This window comes from Antarcticirhabdus aurantiaca (assembly GCF_009765365.1).
Taxonomy (GTDB): domain Bacteria; phylum Pseudomonadota; class Alphaproteobacteria; order Rhizobiales; family Rhizobiaceae; genus Antarcticirhabdus; species Antarcticirhabdus aurantiaca.
This window is the reverse complement of the sequence record NZ_VTOM01000028.1, coordinates 44,573-59,188: the sequence shown is the minus strand read 5'-3', so window position 1 is coordinate 59,188 and position 14,616 is coordinate 44,573. Positions and strand designations below refer to the sequence as shown.

Genomic DNA, 14,616 nt, shown 5'->3' with positions numbered 1-14,616 from the left:
CGGCGGCGCCGCAAGGGCCCTGCCCCGCGAGGGCACCTCGCACCGTCAACGCCGCCGGCCGAGGGTCAGGAGGTAGGTGCGGGGAACGCAGATCCCGAGGTCGGTGGCGAACCTGGCGTGGAACGCGACGAAGTCGCGCTCGAAATCGCGCAGCCGCGCCGCGTCGAGGCTCGTCGCCAGCATCCGCGTCGGCCCGTAATTGGCCGAGAACATCGCCCAGGCCGCCTCGGGGCTGGGCTCGCGATAAAAGGAAACGCCCTCCTCGAACGTCAGATCGAAGTCTCCCCCGAGGAGGTCGCGCACGCGCTCCGGGCGCCCCCATTCGAAGGGCGACGGCGGCGGCGGGTCGGGAGGCGCGGGCATATAGCGCTTCATCACCTTGAACATCTCGAAGACGGTGCTGTCCGGCCGCCACGTCGTCAGCGCCACGCGGCCGCCCGGACGGACCACGCGGCCGAGTTCGGCCGCCGCTGCCTCCGGACGGCTCGCGAACATGATGCCGCAGGTCGAGATCGCTGCGTCGAACTCGCCCGCGGAGAAGGGCAGCGCTTCCGCGTCGCCGACCCGGTAGTCGATCGGCAGGTGCTGCTCGGCTGCGTAGCTGCGCGCGGCCTCCACGAGATCGGCACCCAGATCGACACCGACGACGCGGGCCCCGCGCCGCGCCACGAGCCGCGAGGTCCACCCGGTGCCCGTCGCGAGATCGAGGATCGTTTCGCCCGGCCGCGGATCCAGCCGCAGCACCGCGTGCTCGATCGAATCCGCGATCCCGCGGCTGATGCCCTCGTAGCCCGCGCCGGCCGAGTTCCAGACGGCCGCCGGCTTCTGGTTATGAGGCTGGATGATCGATGTGGAAGTTGCGCTCGTCATGGCTGACGTCCTCCTGCGCGTCGCGGACGGCCGCGCCGACCGCACCTGCCTGGAGCGTCGCGGATGGGGAGCCCGACTCCGGAAGCCTTCGGCATCCCGGCCGAATGATGAACGGCAAAGACAGACGCGACAGTTCGCTCGGAGACTTCGCCGTTCGTTCCCGATCGCGACGCTGCGACGTCACGAACTAAGAACCGCGATCCGCGACGATGCAAGTCAAAAATTTACCTTAGGGAAGATATTGAGCCTGCCCGCCGATTTTCGAAGCGCGCGTCAGCGCAGGAGGCCGTCCGCGGCGAAGGCGTCCCATCCCTCGAGCTGCGGCGCGGCTGCCTCTGCCCCGCGCCGGCGCCCGCCGCGCTGCGCCGGGCGGCTCGCGCCCTTGCCGGCCCGCGTGAGCGCAGCCTTGCCGGCGGCGCGCTTGCGCGCTTCGGCGATCGCCTGCGCGTCCTCTTCGCGCCAGATGGCGGGCAGGTCGCGGTCGAGAAGATCCTCGATGTGACGGGGATCGAAGACGTGGAAGGTCACCGCCTTGGCGCGCCCGCGCAGCTTCACGGTCCGCGTCCCGGCGCTGCGCAGACGCCCGTCCTTTGTCCATTTCAACCGCTCGCGCGGCGAGATGGACAGGATGTCCTCCACCTCGCCGGGCAGGACCGGCAGCGTGTCGATGGCTTCCAGCGCGTCGGACAGGATCTCGGAGGCGATCTCGAAGCGCGCCTTTTCGCTGGCCCGGATCCGAAAAACGAACCGCCCGTCCTCCAGCGCGAAATGGCTGCGGTCGGGAAAGGAGAGCCGTGCCCGAAGCTCGCGCTCGATGCCCGCGGCGCGCACCGACGAGCCGAGCGTCGCCGAGACCGGAAACGGCCATTCGGCGGTCAGGGCGGGGCCGGCGCTCTCTTGGTCCTTCGTCATGCCGCCTCAACGCCGGATACCGGCCGATCTTTCCCGCCCCCGTCGCAGCGACCGTCGGCCGCGTCCCGCCGTTGCAACCCTGGTTGGAAGAAAGCCAAGTTACAACCGAAGCTAGCCGAGATATTCTGGTTACGGCTTAAGATGATGCGGTGCGAAACGTAACCTCATCTTAGCTGAAGCGCCGTTTGATCGTGTCGGATCGAAGGGTAGCCATGGCCGAGCTTGTCACATCCGCTGTCTCGGAACGCGAACGTCTGGCGGCGTTGGAGGCGACGCGTGCGCTCGGCATTCCGTCCTCGCCGTCGCTGGAGCGCGTCTGCGAGCTGGCGCGCGAGATCTTCGGAACGCCCATCTCGTACGTCTCGCTTCTCGACGGCGACACGCAGTGGATCAAGGCCGACAACGGGCTTCCCTCGTCGATGCCGCGCGCCTCGTCCTTCTGCGATCTGACGATCCGCGGCGGCGAGGTCGTGGTGGTGCCCGACGCGGCGAAGGACGCGCGCTTCCGCGACAGCCCGCTCGTCGCCGGTCCCCAGGGCATCCGCTTCTATGCCGGCGCGCCGCTCGAACTCGAGCCCGGCGTGCGGCTGGGCGCGCTCTGCCTCGCCGCGCCCGAGCCGCGGGTGCTGACCGAGACCGAGGCGCGCCTGCTCAAGCGGCTTGCCGAGTCGGTCATCGACGAAGTCCGGCGCCACGCGAGCGAGCTCGACGCCGCCCGCGCGCGCGCCGAACTCGACCGGAGCGCGCGCGAGAACGCCGAGCGCGAAGAGGACCTGCTGCGCCAGAACCTTCTTCGCGAACGGACGGAAAGCTTCTCCACATCCGGCAGCTGGGAAGTCGATCTCGCCACCGGGCACCTCACATGGTCCGACGGGCTCTACCGCCTGATCGGGGTCGAGCCGCGCTGCGGCGATCCCGCGACGCTGTTTCGCGAGCGCGTCCACCCCGACGACGTCGGCATCCTCGACGAGGCGGTCGCGTCCGTCGCGATGGGGCGCGGCTTTTCCTGCGTCATTCGCGTCGTGGACGGCTGCGGCCGGGTGCGCCACCTGTCGAGCCGGGCCGAACCGCTCGGCGGGCCCGAGGGCGCGCCGGAGCGCATGATCGGCGTCCTCAACGACGTGACGCAGGAAAAGGCGGTGGAAGCCGCCCTGCGCGAGAGCGAGGACCATCACCGCCACGCCGTCGAGCTGAGCCCGCAGGTGCCGTGGACGGCCGGGCCGCAGGGCGAGATCATGGAGGCCGGACCGCGCTGGGCCGCTCTGACCGGCATGCGGGAGGAGGACACGCTCGGCTCCGGCTGGGTCGAGGCGCTGCACCCCGACGACCTGCACGCGACCCTCGCGGCCTACGGCACCGCGCTCGCCTCGGGCCAGCCGCTCGATCTCGCCTATCGCATCCGTCTCACCGACGGCAGCTATCGCTGGTTCCGCGCCTATGCCGCGCCCCGCCGGGCCGCGGACGGCAGCATCGTTCGCTGGTACGGCACGCTGGAGGACATTCACGACCGCCGGATCGCCGAGGAAGCGCTTCGGCGCAGCGAGGCCTTCGCCCGGAACATCCTCGAAAGCACCACCGACGCCGTTGTCGTGCTCGATGCCGACTGGCGCGTGAGATACATGAACAGGCGCGCCGAGGCGTTCGTCGCGCGCACGAGCTCGCTCAAGGTCGGAGATCGTCTCGCCGACCTCTACCCCGATCACGTGTTCGGCGAACTCGGGCGCCACATGCGGGCCGTGACGGAGAGCGGCCAGGCCTGTCAGGTGGAGCTCTTCGCGCATCGCGAGAAGCGTTGGGTGGAGCTGCAGATCTGCCCGACCGACGAGGGCGGCCTGTCGATCTTCTATCGCGACGTAACGGAGGAGCGGCGCGCTCGCGAGGAGACGGTCTATCTGGCGCGCCACGACACGCTGACGGGCCTCGCCAACCGGGCGCGCTTCAACGAGGCGCTCGCCGAGATGCTCGCGAGCGGCGAGCGGCCGGATCTCGCCGTGCTTCTCTTCGACCTCGATCTCTTCAAGGAGGTCAACGATTCGCTCGGCCATCCCGTCGGCGATGCCCTGCTTCGGCAGGTGGCGGCGCGCTTGGGTCAGCTCGTCGGCGAGGATGCCCTGCTCGCGCGCCTGGGCGGCGACGAATTCGCCGCGATCCTGCGCGCCGGTCGCGCGGCGGAAGCGGCCGAGGCGGGCGCGCGGCTCGTCGACGGCCTGAGAGCGCCCTTCTTCGTCGAGGACAACCGCATCGAACTCGCCGTCAGCGTCGGCATCGCCTTTGCCGCGCGCGACGACGCCGACGCTTCGCCCGAGGACCTGTTCAAGGCCGCCGACATCGCGCTCTACCGCGCCAAGGAAGACGGCGGCGACACGGCGCGGCTCTTCGAGCGCTCGATGATGGAGCACCTGGAAGCGCGCCAGTCCATGAAGCGGGCCCTCGCCGCCGCACCGGCCCGCGGCGAACTCGACCTCGCCTTCCAGCCGATCATCGATCTTGAAAACGAGCGCGTCGAAGGGGTCGAGGCGCTGCTGCGCTGGCAGCATCCCGAGCGCGGCTCCGTTTCGCCGGCCGAGTTCATCCCCCTCGCCGAGGAAACCGGGCTCATCGCGGAGATCGGCGACTGGGTGCTGGAGCGCGCCTGCCGGGAAGCGGCGGGATGGCCGGCGCATGTCTCGATCGCCGTCAACGTTTCGCCGGTCCAGTTCCGCAGCGAGAGCCTGCCGCTCAAGGTGATGAAGGCCCTGACCGATTCCGACCTGCCGCCCGGGCGCCTGGAGCTGGAGATCGTCGAATCCGTGCTTCTCCAGGACAGCGAGCGCAACATGCGCATCCTGCACGCGCTGAAGGCGATCGGCGTGCGCATCTCGCTCGACGACTTCGGCACCGGCTTCTCCTCGCTCTCCTATCTCCGGGTCTTCCCCTTCGACAAGCTGAAGATCGACCGCAGCTTCGTCAGCGACATCGGCCGTTCGCCCCAGTCCGAGGCGATCCTGCGCGCGGCGGGCGAGTTGGGCCGTGCCCTGTCGATGACCACCACGGCGGAAGGCGTCGAGACGCGCGAGCAGCTGGATTGGCTGCGCGCCAACCGCTGGTCGCAGGCGCAGGGCTACGTCATCGGCCGCCCGATGCCGGCCGCGCAGATCCGCGATCGCCTCGGCGTCCGGCCGCGAGACCAGGCCCGGGGCACCAGGCAGGGCCTGCGCACGGTCTGAAAGCGCGGACACCGCGCCCCTCGACGAAGAGGTTCTCCTCCGCCATCTCCCGGATGATCCGGTCTCCGATCGGAGCGGCGGGGCGACCCGGCACGAAAGGCGGCGGAGCGATGACGATCGAAACCCTCATCGCCGATTACGGCCTGCCGGCCATCTGTTTCGGAGCTGGCGCCGAAGGCGAAACCGTCGCCATTCTCGCCGGCGTCGTCGCCCATCGCGGCACGCTGCCCTTCTGGCAGGTGACGGCGGCGGTGGCGATCGGCTCCTTCGTCGCCGACCAGATCTTCTTCGCCTGCGGGCGATACTTCCGCGAGTCCCGCTTCGTGGCGCGGCTGCACGAGAAGCCCTTCTTCGCGCGCGCGATCGCCGAGTTCGACAAGCGCCCGACGCTCTTCACCTTCGGCTTCCGCTTCGTCTACGGCCTGCGCACGATCAGCCCCGTCGCCATCGGCACGACGCAGCTGCCGGCGAGCCGCTTCGTTCTGATCAACGCCGCGGCCGCGGCGATCTGGGCGCTCCTCTTCGTGTCGCTCGGCTATGTCTTCGGCCAGGGCATCGAGGCGATCTTCGGCCGCCTTCCCGCCCACCTCTGGCTCCTCGTCGGAGTCGTCGGCGCCGCTGTCCTCGCACTGCTCCTCGCCGTCGCGGCGCACCGCCGGCGGGCCGCCGCGAGCCCCGGCACGCCGAGCCGATGACGCCGGGCGAGGATCGGCACATCACCGGCCTTGACGGCTCGGCGGATCGTTCACCGCGGCCCGCGCGAAGGTTCCGAGCAACGCCTGCTTCTGCGAGGCGCGCGGCCAGACGAGGCCGACGCGGCGGCGCGGCGCGTCGGCCTCCAGCGCCAGCTTGGCAACCGCGAGGCCCTCGGGCCATGGCGGCGCCCAGTCCGGCACGATCGAGACGCCGAGTCCCTCCCCGACCATGACCGCGATCGCTTCGAGGGAGTCGAGCTCCAGCCGCTCCTTCGGCCGGATGCGCAGGCGCCGGAGATAGGCGTCGGCGAGCCGCCCGCCCCAATGGTTGCGATCGTAGCGGATCAGTGGCTCGCGTCGCAGAAGATCGCCCGGCGCCTCGTTGGCGAGCGCCGCCGGCGCGAGAACGACGAGCGGCTCCTCGCGCAGGAGCCGCCATTCCAGTGTCTTGGGCAGGACGAACTGCGGGTCCACGAGGATCGCGGCGTCGATCTCCTCGGCCGAGAGCTTGCGGAACAGCTCGGCCGAGCTGCCCGGCACCACATAGGTGTCGACCCTCGGTGCGAGGGCCACGAAGCGCTTGAGGATCGCCGGCAGGAGCCCGGTCAGCGCGGTCGAGATCGCCCCCACCCGCAACACGCCGGCAAGGTCCGAGCCGGCCGCGAGCGCCCGCAGGGCGTCCGCTCCGCGCAGGAGCTCGCGCGCCGGCGCCAGGATGGCGCTGCCGCCCTGTGTCGGGCGCATGCGCCGGCCGGCGCGTACCAGCAGGGGCACGCCGAACTCCGCCTCCAGCGCCTGGATGCGTTGCGCGACGGCCGCCGGCGTGACGCCGAGGTCGCGCGCCGCCGCCGCCATGGAGCCGGTCTCGGCCACGCGCAGGAAGCTCTGGAGAAAGCGCAGGTCCATGCGAAGTTTTCCTATTCAGTGAAGCTAGGAAGCGGCAGATTTCCTTTTGACACGCAATGGCGCAAGCCATGCGACGGCGCGCTGCCGGCGCCGGCCTGCCGCCGAGCATTCCGAAGGACCCGAAGCATGACCACACCCACTCCCGGCCTCGACGCGGCCGCCATCGAGACGCTGAAGCGCGTGTCGACCGCGACGCTCACCACCGTTCTTCTCAAGAAGGGCCTGCGGAACGTCTGGCTCCGGGGCACGGTCCCCCTCGACGCCGACCAGCCGCGCGTCGTCGGCCCCGCCTTCACGCTGCGCTTCGTGCCCGCGCGCGAGGATCTCGCCACGCCCGCGAGCTGGGCCTCGCCGATCTCGACCCGGGCGGCCATCGAGGCCATGCCGGAGGGCGTCGTCGTGGTCGCGGACGCGGCCGGCGGTGTCACCGATGCCGGCATCTTCGGCGACATCCTGTGCGCCCGCATGGTCAAGCGCGGCGTCGCCGGCCTCGTCACCGACGGCGTCATGCGCGACGCGGTCGGCGTTCTCGGCACGGGTCTGCCGATCTGGGGGAGCGGCATCGCCGCGCCGCCCTCCGTCGCCGGCCTCACCTTCGTCGCCTGGCAGGAGCCGGTCGGCTGCGGCGGCGTCACCGTCTTCCCGAACGACGTGATCGTCGCCGACAAGGACGGCGCGGTGGTCATCCCCGCGGCGCTTCTTGCCGAGGTTCTCGTCGAAGCGCCCGAGCAGGAGCGCGCCGAGGCCTGGATCATGACCGAGGTCGAGCGCGACGTGCCGCTTCCCGGCCTCTACCCGATGAACGCCGAGACCAAGGCCCGCTACGAGGCCGCCAAGGCGGAGGGACGGGCATGAGCGCGCGCCTCGACGCGACCGCTTCCGGCGTCTACGCCATCGCCGCGACGCCCTTCCGGCCAGACGGCGCGCTCGACTGGGACTCGCTCGATCGCCTCACCGACTTCTATCTCGCCTGCGGCGCGACCGGCCTCACCATCCTCGGCATCATGGGCGAGGCGCCGAAGCTCGAGCCGGAGGAATCCCTCGAAGTCGCCCGGCGGGTGATTGCCCGGGCCGGCGCCGTGCCCGTCGTCGTCGGGGTCTCGGCGCCCGGCTTCTCGGCCATGCGGCGCCTCGCGCGCGGCGTCATGGACCTCGGCGCGGCGGGCGTGATGATCGCGCCGACCCCGCAGCTGCGCACCGACGACTCGATCGCCGGCTACTTCGCCGGCGCCGTCGAAGCGGTGGGCGAGGACGTGCCCTGGGTCCTCCAGGACTATCCCCTGACGCTCACCGTCCAGATGACGCCCGGCCTCATCCGCCGCATCGTCGAGGCCCATCCCTCCTGCGTGATGCTCAAGCACGAGGACTGGCCGGGCCTCGAGAAGATCTCCGCGCTTCGCCGCTTCCAGTCCGAGGGCTCGATGCGCGCGCTCTCGATCCTCACCGGCAACGGCGCCTTGTTTCTCGACTTCGAGATGGAGCGCGGCGCCGACGGCGCGATGACGGGCTATGCCTTTCCCGACATGCTCGCCGACGTCGTCAAGCTGTCGGGCGCCGGGCGGCGCGACGAGGCGCACGACCTCTTCGACGCGCATCTGCCGCTCATCCGCTACGAGCAGCAGCAGGGCGTCGGCCTCGCCGTGCGCAAATACGTCCTGATGAAGCGCGGCGCCATCGCTTCGGACGCCCAGCGCAAGCCGGGCAGCGCCCTCACCCCGGCAGCGCGCGCCGAGGTCGACTACCTCCTCGCCCGCCTCGCCCGCCACGATCCTCGCGCTGCCTTTTGAGCGGCCGTCACAGGCCGTCGAGGACGGCCCCGACATCCTCGCCCTCGACGAAGGCGCGAATCATCGGCGCCAGGCGGTCCTGGTCCCGCAGATAGGGAAAGGTCTCGTGCTTGCAGTCGAGAAGCGACACGGTAACGTTCGGCTGGGTCTCGATCGAGCGCACGGCCTCCATGTCGGCGGACCAATTGCGCCCGGCGACGACGTGGACGGGTATGTGCCCGTTCGCCTCTAGAAGAGGGCGAACGGAGGAGAAGCGCAGATCCTCGGAGACGAGCCGGGTGGCGCTGACGCTGCCCGGCCGCAACAGGTCGATCTCGGGCACGGAGGCGAGAATGCGCTCCGCACCGGCGCCGAGCCCGCAGCCGAGGGCGCCGAACGCCCCCATGGAATGGCCGAGGTAGAGCACGCGGGAAGCGCCGAGCCGTTCGGGCAGGGTCCGGCAGAAGTCGATCAGCTCGTCGAAGCTGTCGGCGATCCCCGGGATGCCGTTCTGGAACCAGTCGTTGCGTCCGGAATGGAGAAACAGCCTGTTGCAGGCCAGGCCGTCCATGAAGCGGCGGTGGGAGCGCGCTTCGAGCGGCTGATCGAGATAGTTGAAGAGCACCAGAAGCGTGTCGTGCTCGCCCGCGCGCTCGAAGAAGGAATGGTCGCGTTCGAAGAGCGTCATGGCTGCGGACCCGGTCGGCGGACTCGCTCCGCTTGTGCCTCCGAATCCGGTTCGAAACAACGCGCGCACGGCGACGCCTCATGCCTCGCGCAAGATCGAGCGGCCGGAGCGCTCGCCGAGAGCAAAGGCCGCATCCCCCACGACAGCCTGCGTCGCAGCCCGGCTCCGGCGGATCAGGTCGACGAGATCAGGGTCAGGAAGTTGCGCAGCTCGCGCATGCGCCGGTCGGGATCGGTGACCTCCTCGTCCACCCCGATCTGCCAGGCGATGTCGAGGCGCCCGGCATCCTCGTGCAGGGCCTCGAGGGCGCGCGCATAGGCCTCGACCGCCGATCGATCGCGCGCCATGCCCTGTTCCATCAGGTCGTCGCTCTGACGGCGCAGCGACGCCGCGATCTCCGCGATCGTCAGCTCCGGATGATACTGGACGCCCCAGAAGACGCCGTTGCCCGACCGGATCTCGGCGGCCTCGACCGGCGTCGTCTTGGTGCTCGCGAGGACGGTGCCGCCCGGCGGCATCGCCTCCACCATGCTCGAATGCATGGCCGGCGCCTCCCAGACCAGGGGCCGGCCGCGCAGGAGCGGGTGGCTCCGCCCCGCTGGCGTCGCGACGATGCCGCGCGCGAAGCCGGCCTCCATGGTCCCCTCGCGCGCCTTGCAGGTGCCGCCGGCCGCGACGGTCGCGATCTGGAGCCCCGCGCAGGATCCGAAGGCCGGAACGCCGGCCTCGAAGATGCGCGCGGCAAAATCCGCCGCCGAGCGCGTTTCCGCGCTCTCCTCGTGCATCTGGATCGGCGAGCCGGCGAAGAAGACGCCGTCGAAGCGCTGCAGGGCCGCCGCCATGGGCGTCGGCGTGCCGTCGACGCAGGACAGGTGCGACATTGTCGCCTCCGGATCCAGGGAGGCGAGGGTCGAGGCGAAGGTTTCGTGCGAGGCGGCACCGACGGAGCGCCGGCGCGCCTCGCACTGGTCCGGCGTTTCGCTGGCGACGACGAGAAGGTTGAGAGGCACGCGGATCCGATCTTGCGAGGAGTGGGCCGCGTCAAACCACGGTCGCGCACGATCGTTCGCTCACGTTCCGGTCATCGTCGCCGTCCGGCGCATTCGCCGCAGCCGGACTCGGTCGGCCCGAGCTTTCGTTTCCCAGAGGGGCGCACCCGTGCGGGACGCATCGAATCACGACAGCGTGTCGGGTCCGGGATGGTCCCGAACGCGGCGGCCGTGGCAGGAAGGCCGCTCAGCACCCTGTCCGTTGATGGTGTCGTTCGATGCGCTTCGTGATTCTCGCCCTCGCCGCGGTGGCCGGCCTTGCTTCGGCGCCAGCCAGAGCGAACGAGAATGCCGTGTTTCGCAACGAGGCGGTTCGGCTGGAATGGGTGCTGGACGCGCGGAACGGGGCGGAAGGCCCGCTCCGGGGGGCGCTGCTCGTCGATCTCGAACCCGGCTGGACGACCTATTGGCGCGATCCCGGCGAAGCGGGGCTGGCGCCGATCCTGCACTTCTCGAGCGATGCGGGCGCGGCGCTCGCGGCGTCCTGGAGCCAGCCGGCGCCGCGTCGCATCCCGGAAGGAGCGCTCAGCGTCAACGCCTATGAAGGGCGCACGGCCTTCGCCGTCACGCTGCCGGATGCGCCGGCCGAGGGCGGGCACGTGGCGGTGGATCTCCTGATCGGGGTCTGCCGTGAGATCTGCGTTCCCGTGTCGGCGAGGCTGGAGGCGAGCGTCGAGGCCGAGCCTTCGCTCGCCGACAAGCGGGCGGTGCGCGCCGCCTTCGCTGGCCTCCCCGCGCCGGCCGCGCCCGGCCGGATCGCGCTCCTGCCCCCGGCAGAGGGCGAGGCCGGCCGCCTCCTGCGCGTCGCGGTGGGAGCCGAGGACGGAGGCGCCGATCTCTTCGTTTCGGCCGCGCCCGGCTGGCGCTTCGGACCGCCGCGGCGCGAGGCGGAAGGCGACGAGGCGGGACGAGCGCTCTTCCTCGTTCCGATCACCGCCCGCCCCGGTGGAACGAGCCCCGAGGCCATGCCGGACGGGGTCGACATCGTCCTGTCTTCGGGCGACAAGGCCGTAACCGCGTCGAGTCTCTCGATTCGGTGAGGCGGCGCCACGCTTTCGTCCTGGCCGGTGCCGCTGGGCGAACCATCTCACCCGCGTTCCGGCCCATCCGACGCCGGCCTGTTTCTTCGAGCTTCGAGCACCCATGACCATCAGCATCGGCGATCGCATTCCGGAAGCGACACTCAAGACGCGGCTCGAGGACGGCCCGGCCAACATCACCACCGACGAGATCTTCGCCGGTCGCAAGGTGGTCCTGTTCGGCGTACCCGGCGCCTTCACGCCCACCTGCTCGATGAACCACCTGCCGGGCTACCTGGAGCACGGCGACGCGATCCGCGCCAAGGGCGTCAATACGATCGCGGTGGTGGCGGCCAACGACGTCCACGTGATGAACGCCTGGCGCAAGTCCGTCGAAGCGGGCGACCGCATCCTGTTTCTCGCCGACGGCAATGCCGACTTCATCCGCGCGCTCGGCCTCGACATGGACATGAGCGCGGCCGGAATGGGGACCCGCTCCAAGCGCTTCTCGATGATCGTCGAGAACGGCGTGGTGAAGGCGGTGAACGTCGAAGACTCGCCGGGCAAGGCGGAAACCTCGGGCGCCGCGGCACTTCTCGAACAGCTCTGAACGGTCCGCGCGGCAGGTCCGCAGGTCTTCAACCATTCCAGCGAAGAATCCGCGCCGCCGGTCCGACCGGGACATGGCGGGCGGATCGTCGCCAGGCTAAAGACGTGGCTGCGAAGCCGTCTGCGGAATGCGCTCGGCTCGTCCCGGCTGGGAGGCCTGTCCGATGCAGCGCATGCAAACCCTCGTTCCCGTGCTCGGCATCCTTGCCGGCCTTTGCGCGCCGGGCGCCGCCCTCGGGCAAGGCGGAGACGAGCTGCCCTTCGTCGGGCGCTGGAACTGCGAGGTGGCCGAGTTCGCCTTCACCGATACGACCTACGATAACGGCGCCGAGGTGCTGCCGATCCGGGAGGTCCAGGAAGGCACCGACGGCTCCTACACGCTGTTCTTCGACAACGACTACATGATCACCCTGTCCGGCTTCACCGGCGACGAGATGGGCTGGTTCAGCCACGAGAGCGGCGACAACTTCGCCTGCACGCGCCTGGCCGACTGAGCCGGCCGCTTCCGAGCATTTTTCGCGAACGTCCCGGCTCGTCGACGCGCCTGCGAGCCGAGGCGCGATGCCGTCCGCGCGGGCGGCCGTTCTCGCGCTGCGCCCTTTTCCAGCACCGGATTCCTCCATGCCGTCCTCACGCCTGCAGCGCCTGACGCTCGTCCTCCTTCTCGGCGCGAGCTTCGCGCCCGCCCCGCTCTGGGCGCGCACGGCCATGCCCGATCTCGGCCCGGCCGCCTTCCCGGCCCGGCCGGCTCCCCTCCTGATGGCCCAGGAGGACGGTGGCGAATACGTCGAGGAGCCGGCTTACGAAGAGCCCGTCCAGGACGAGCCGGCCTACGAGGAACCGGCCTACGAGGAGCCGGCGGCCGAGGAGCCCGTTTACGAGGAGCCGGCTCAGGACGAACCGGCCTATGAGGAACCCGCTCCCTCCGAGGAGCCCGCCTACGAAGAACCGGTTCAGGAAGAGCCCGCTTACGAGGAGCCCGCCCAGGAGGAGCCGGTCTTCGAGGAGGAGGCTCCGGACGAGCCGACCTACGAGGAGCCCGCCCCTATCGAGGAGGCGGCTCCGGACGAGCCGGCCTACGAGGAGCCCGCGCCCGCCGAGGAGCCGTCCTTCGAGGAACAGCAGGCGGCGGAGCCTGCGGCCGAGGAGCCCGCCGTCGAAGAGGAACAGCAGGCGGAAGAGCCCGCCGCGAGCGAGCCGGCGGCCGACGAGCCGGTTGAAGCCGAGACCGCGACGGACGAGCCGCAGGCCGAGGAGCCGGCGAGCGAGGATGCCGCCGCCGATCCCGATGCAGCCGATGCCGACGCAGCCGCCGCCGACGAAGCGCCCGCTGATGCCGCGGAGGAACCCGCGCAAGCCGATGCCGCGTCGGAATCCGACACGGGCGCCGCGACCGAGGAGAGCGCGAGCGATGAGTCCCCCGCGGCCGACGACGCGGCCGTCGAGGCCACGGTGGAAGCGGAAGCCGGCGAGCCCCTGATCGAAGAGGCTCCCGACGCGCCGGAAGAAGCGGAAACCGTTCTCGCCGACGAGGGGCTTGCCGAGGCGGCGGTGTCGCCCGACGAAATCGCCGCCGACGTCGCAGCTGCGGCCGAGGAAGCGCCGGAACTCGACGCGGACGGCGAGATCGCCGAAACGCTGCCCGTGGGCGAGGACGTCGCCCCGCAGGACGTCGCCCCGCTCTTCGACAGCGCCAAGCTGGACGAGGCGCCGCAAGCCGAGCCCGACGCGGCCAGCGAGGCGCCCCCGCCGACCTCGGACGCGGCGGTTCAGGCCTTCGCCCTGCCCCAGAGCTTCGCCGAGGAACGCTTCGCCCCCGGCGAGACGCTGGCGACGCCGCCGCAGTTCGCCCAGCCCTCCGGCGACACGACGGTGATCGTCAACGAGACCAACACGACGATCAACACCACCACCATCAACAACACGGTCATCTACGAGTCGAACGACACGCTGATCGTCAACGACTACCGCGGCTACGAGGAGCGGCTGACCGCCTGGGGCTACGACGACTTCGCCTATCGGCGGCTCGACGGCGGCTACTACTCGGAAGCGGCGACCAACCGCGACGGCTCGGTGGTGACGACGGTCTACGACGCCTACGGCAACATCGTCGAGCGGACCTATTACGACCGCTACGGCAATCCGTACGTCCTGTCCTGGTACGACGTTTCGGCCGGTCCCATCACCTACGAGGACGTTGGCCGGCGCCTGCCCCCGCTGCGCCCGCGCTTCCCCGCCCGCTACTACGTCCTCGCCTACGAGGATACCGACGCGGACGAGGTCTACCGCTTCCTGTCGAAGCCGCCGGTGGAGCAGGCGCGGCGCCTCTACTCGATCGACGAGGTCAAGCGCTCGGCCCGCCTTCGCGACACGCTGCCCCGCGTCGAGCTCGGCAAGCTGAGCTTCGCCACGGGCTCGGCCAAGATCGACAAGCGCCAGGCGCAGGGGCTGAAGGGCATGGCGGCCGCGATGCTGAAGCAGATTCGCGCCAACCCGGCCGAGACCTTCCTGATCGAGGGCCACACCGACGCCGTCGGCAGCGCCCGCGACAACCTCGTCCTGTCGGACCGGCGCGCCCGCGCCGTTGCGGAGGCGCTGACGCGCTATTACGGCGTGCCGGCGCAGAACCTCTACACGCAGGGCTACGGCGAGGACTTCCTAAAAGTGAAGACGAACGGAGCCTCCCAGGCCAATCGTCGCGTCACGGTGCGCCGCACGACGCCGCTCGTCACCGCCGCGAAGGGGCGCTGAACCGGCGGCACTCGCCGGACAGTCAGTAAGGACACCAATCTAAGTCAGCTTCGCCCAAGGCGGGTCCGGCACCTTTCGCCGGGTCGGCCGTTCTTGCCCCTCGGTCCCGACGACGAGGATGCGGCGGCGCGCGGGCCTTCGAGCC

General features: G+C 70.6%; 13 protein-coding genes. 8 read left to right on the top strand and 5 right to left on the bottom strand.

Features of this window, described 5'->3' with window-relative positions:
- Nucleotides 1–45 precede the first annotated feature (45 nt).
- Complete coding sequence (locus FZN60_RS25000) at nt 46–870, bottom strand: class I SAM-dependent methyltransferase (RefSeq protein WP_158876381.1); 825 nt, start codon at nt 868–870, stop codon at nt 46–48.
- 273 nt (nt 871–1,143) lie between these two features.
- Nucleotides 1,144–1,782 carry a hypothetical protein gene (locus FZN60_RS24995; RefSeq protein ID WP_158876379.1) on the bottom strand — a complete coding sequence of 213 codons (639 nt, stop codon included), beginning with the start codon at nt 1,780–1,782 and terminating at the stop codon, nt 1,144–1,146.
- A 212-nt stretch (nt 1,783–1,994) separates the two neighbouring features.
- Between FZN60_RS24995 and FZN60_RS24990 the strand changes: the two genes are divergently transcribed.
- Both FZN60_RS24990 and FZN60_RS24985 read left to right on the top strand, forming a co-directional pair.
- Complete coding sequence (locus FZN60_RS24990) at nt 1,995–4,988, top strand: bifunctional diguanylate cyclase/phosphodiesterase (RefSeq protein WP_158876377.1); 2,994 nt, start codon at nt 1,995–1,997, stop codon at nt 4,986–4,988.
- A gap of 110 nt (nt 4,989–5,098) precedes the next feature.
- Nucleotides 5,099–5,683, top strand: coding sequence for a DedA family protein (locus FZN60_RS24985; RefSeq protein WP_158876375.1), 585 nt, complete (start codon nt 5,099–5,101; stop codon nt 5,681–5,683).
- A 21-nt stretch (nt 5,684–5,704) separates the two neighbouring features.
- Here the strand turns inward: FZN60_RS24985 and FZN60_RS24980 are convergent, their stop codons facing one another.
- Nucleotides 5,705–6,589 carry a LysR family transcriptional regulator gene (locus FZN60_RS24980; protein ID WP_158876373.1) on the bottom strand — a complete coding sequence of 295 codons (885 nt, stop codon included), beginning with the start codon at nt 6,587–6,589 and terminating at the stop codon, nt 5,705–5,707.
- A 126-nt stretch (nt 6,590–6,715) separates the two neighbouring features.
- On the opposite strand from FZN60_RS24980, the gene FZN60_RS24975 reads away from it, so the two are divergent.
- Both FZN60_RS24975 and FZN60_RS24970 read left to right on the top strand, forming a co-directional pair.
- Complete coding sequence (locus tag FZN60_RS24975; protein ID WP_158876371.1) at nt 6,716–7,444, top strand: ribonuclease activity regulator RraA; 729 nt, start codon at nt 6,716–6,718, stop codon at nt 7,442–7,444.
- The gene (locus FZN60_RS24970; RefSeq protein ID WP_158876369.1) at nt 7,441–8,376 is read left to right on the top strand and encodes a dihydrodipicolinate synthase family protein; all 936 of its coding nucleotides are present in this window, start codon (nt 7,441–7,443) and stop codon (nt 8,374–8,376) included. The genes FZN60_RS24975 and FZN60_RS24970 overlap by 4 nt, the downstream gene beginning before the upstream one ends.
- Before the next feature lie 7 nt (nt 8,377–8,383).
- On the opposite strand, the gene FZN60_RS24965 is transcribed toward FZN60_RS24970, so the two are convergent.
- Together FZN60_RS24965 and FZN60_RS24960 are read right to left on the bottom strand one after the other, a co-directional pair.
- Nucleotides 8,384–9,043, bottom strand: a complete 660-nt coding sequence (locus FZN60_RS24965) for a hypothetical protein (protein ID WP_158876367.1) — start codon at nt 9,041–9,043, stop codon at nt 8,384–8,386.
- A gap of 173 nt (nt 9,044–9,216) precedes the next feature.
- Nucleotides 9,217–10,053 carry a glutamine amidotransferase-related protein gene (locus tag FZN60_RS24960; protein WP_158876365.1) on the bottom strand — a complete coding sequence of 279 codons (837 nt, stop codon included), beginning with the start codon at nt 10,051–10,053 and terminating at the stop codon, nt 9,217–9,219.
- 257 nt (nt 10,054–10,310) lie between these two features.
- Here FZN60_RS24960 and FZN60_RS24955 point away from each other — a divergent pair, with 257 nt between their 5' ends.
- The 4 genes from FZN60_RS24955 (at nt 10,311) to FZN60_RS24940 (ending at nt 14,471) form a co-directional block, all read left to right on the top strand.
- On the top strand, nt 10,311–11,132 hold the full coding sequence (locus FZN60_RS24955) for a protein-disulfide reductase DsbD domain-containing protein (protein ID WP_158876363.1): 822 nt from the start codon (nt 10,311–10,313) through the stop codon (nt 11,130–11,132).
- Between the two features lie 103 nt (nt 11,133–11,235).
- Complete coding sequence (locus FZN60_RS24950; protein ID WP_158876361.1) at nt 11,236–11,721, top strand: peroxiredoxin; 486 nt, start codon at nt 11,236–11,238, stop codon at nt 11,719–11,721.
- A gap of 163 nt (nt 11,722–11,884) precedes the next feature.
- Complete coding sequence (locus FZN60_RS24945) at nt 11,885–12,214, top strand: hypothetical protein (RefSeq protein WP_158876359.1); 330 nt, start codon at nt 11,885–11,887, stop codon at nt 12,212–12,214.
- A 127-nt stretch (nt 12,215–12,341) separates the two neighbouring features.
- Nucleotides 12,342–14,471 carry an OmpA family protein gene (locus FZN60_RS24940; protein WP_158876357.1) on the top strand — a complete coding sequence of 710 codons (2,130 nt, stop codon included), beginning with the start codon at nt 12,342–12,344 and terminating at the stop codon, nt 14,469–14,471.
- Nucleotides 14,472–14,616: the final 145 nt, after the last annotated feature.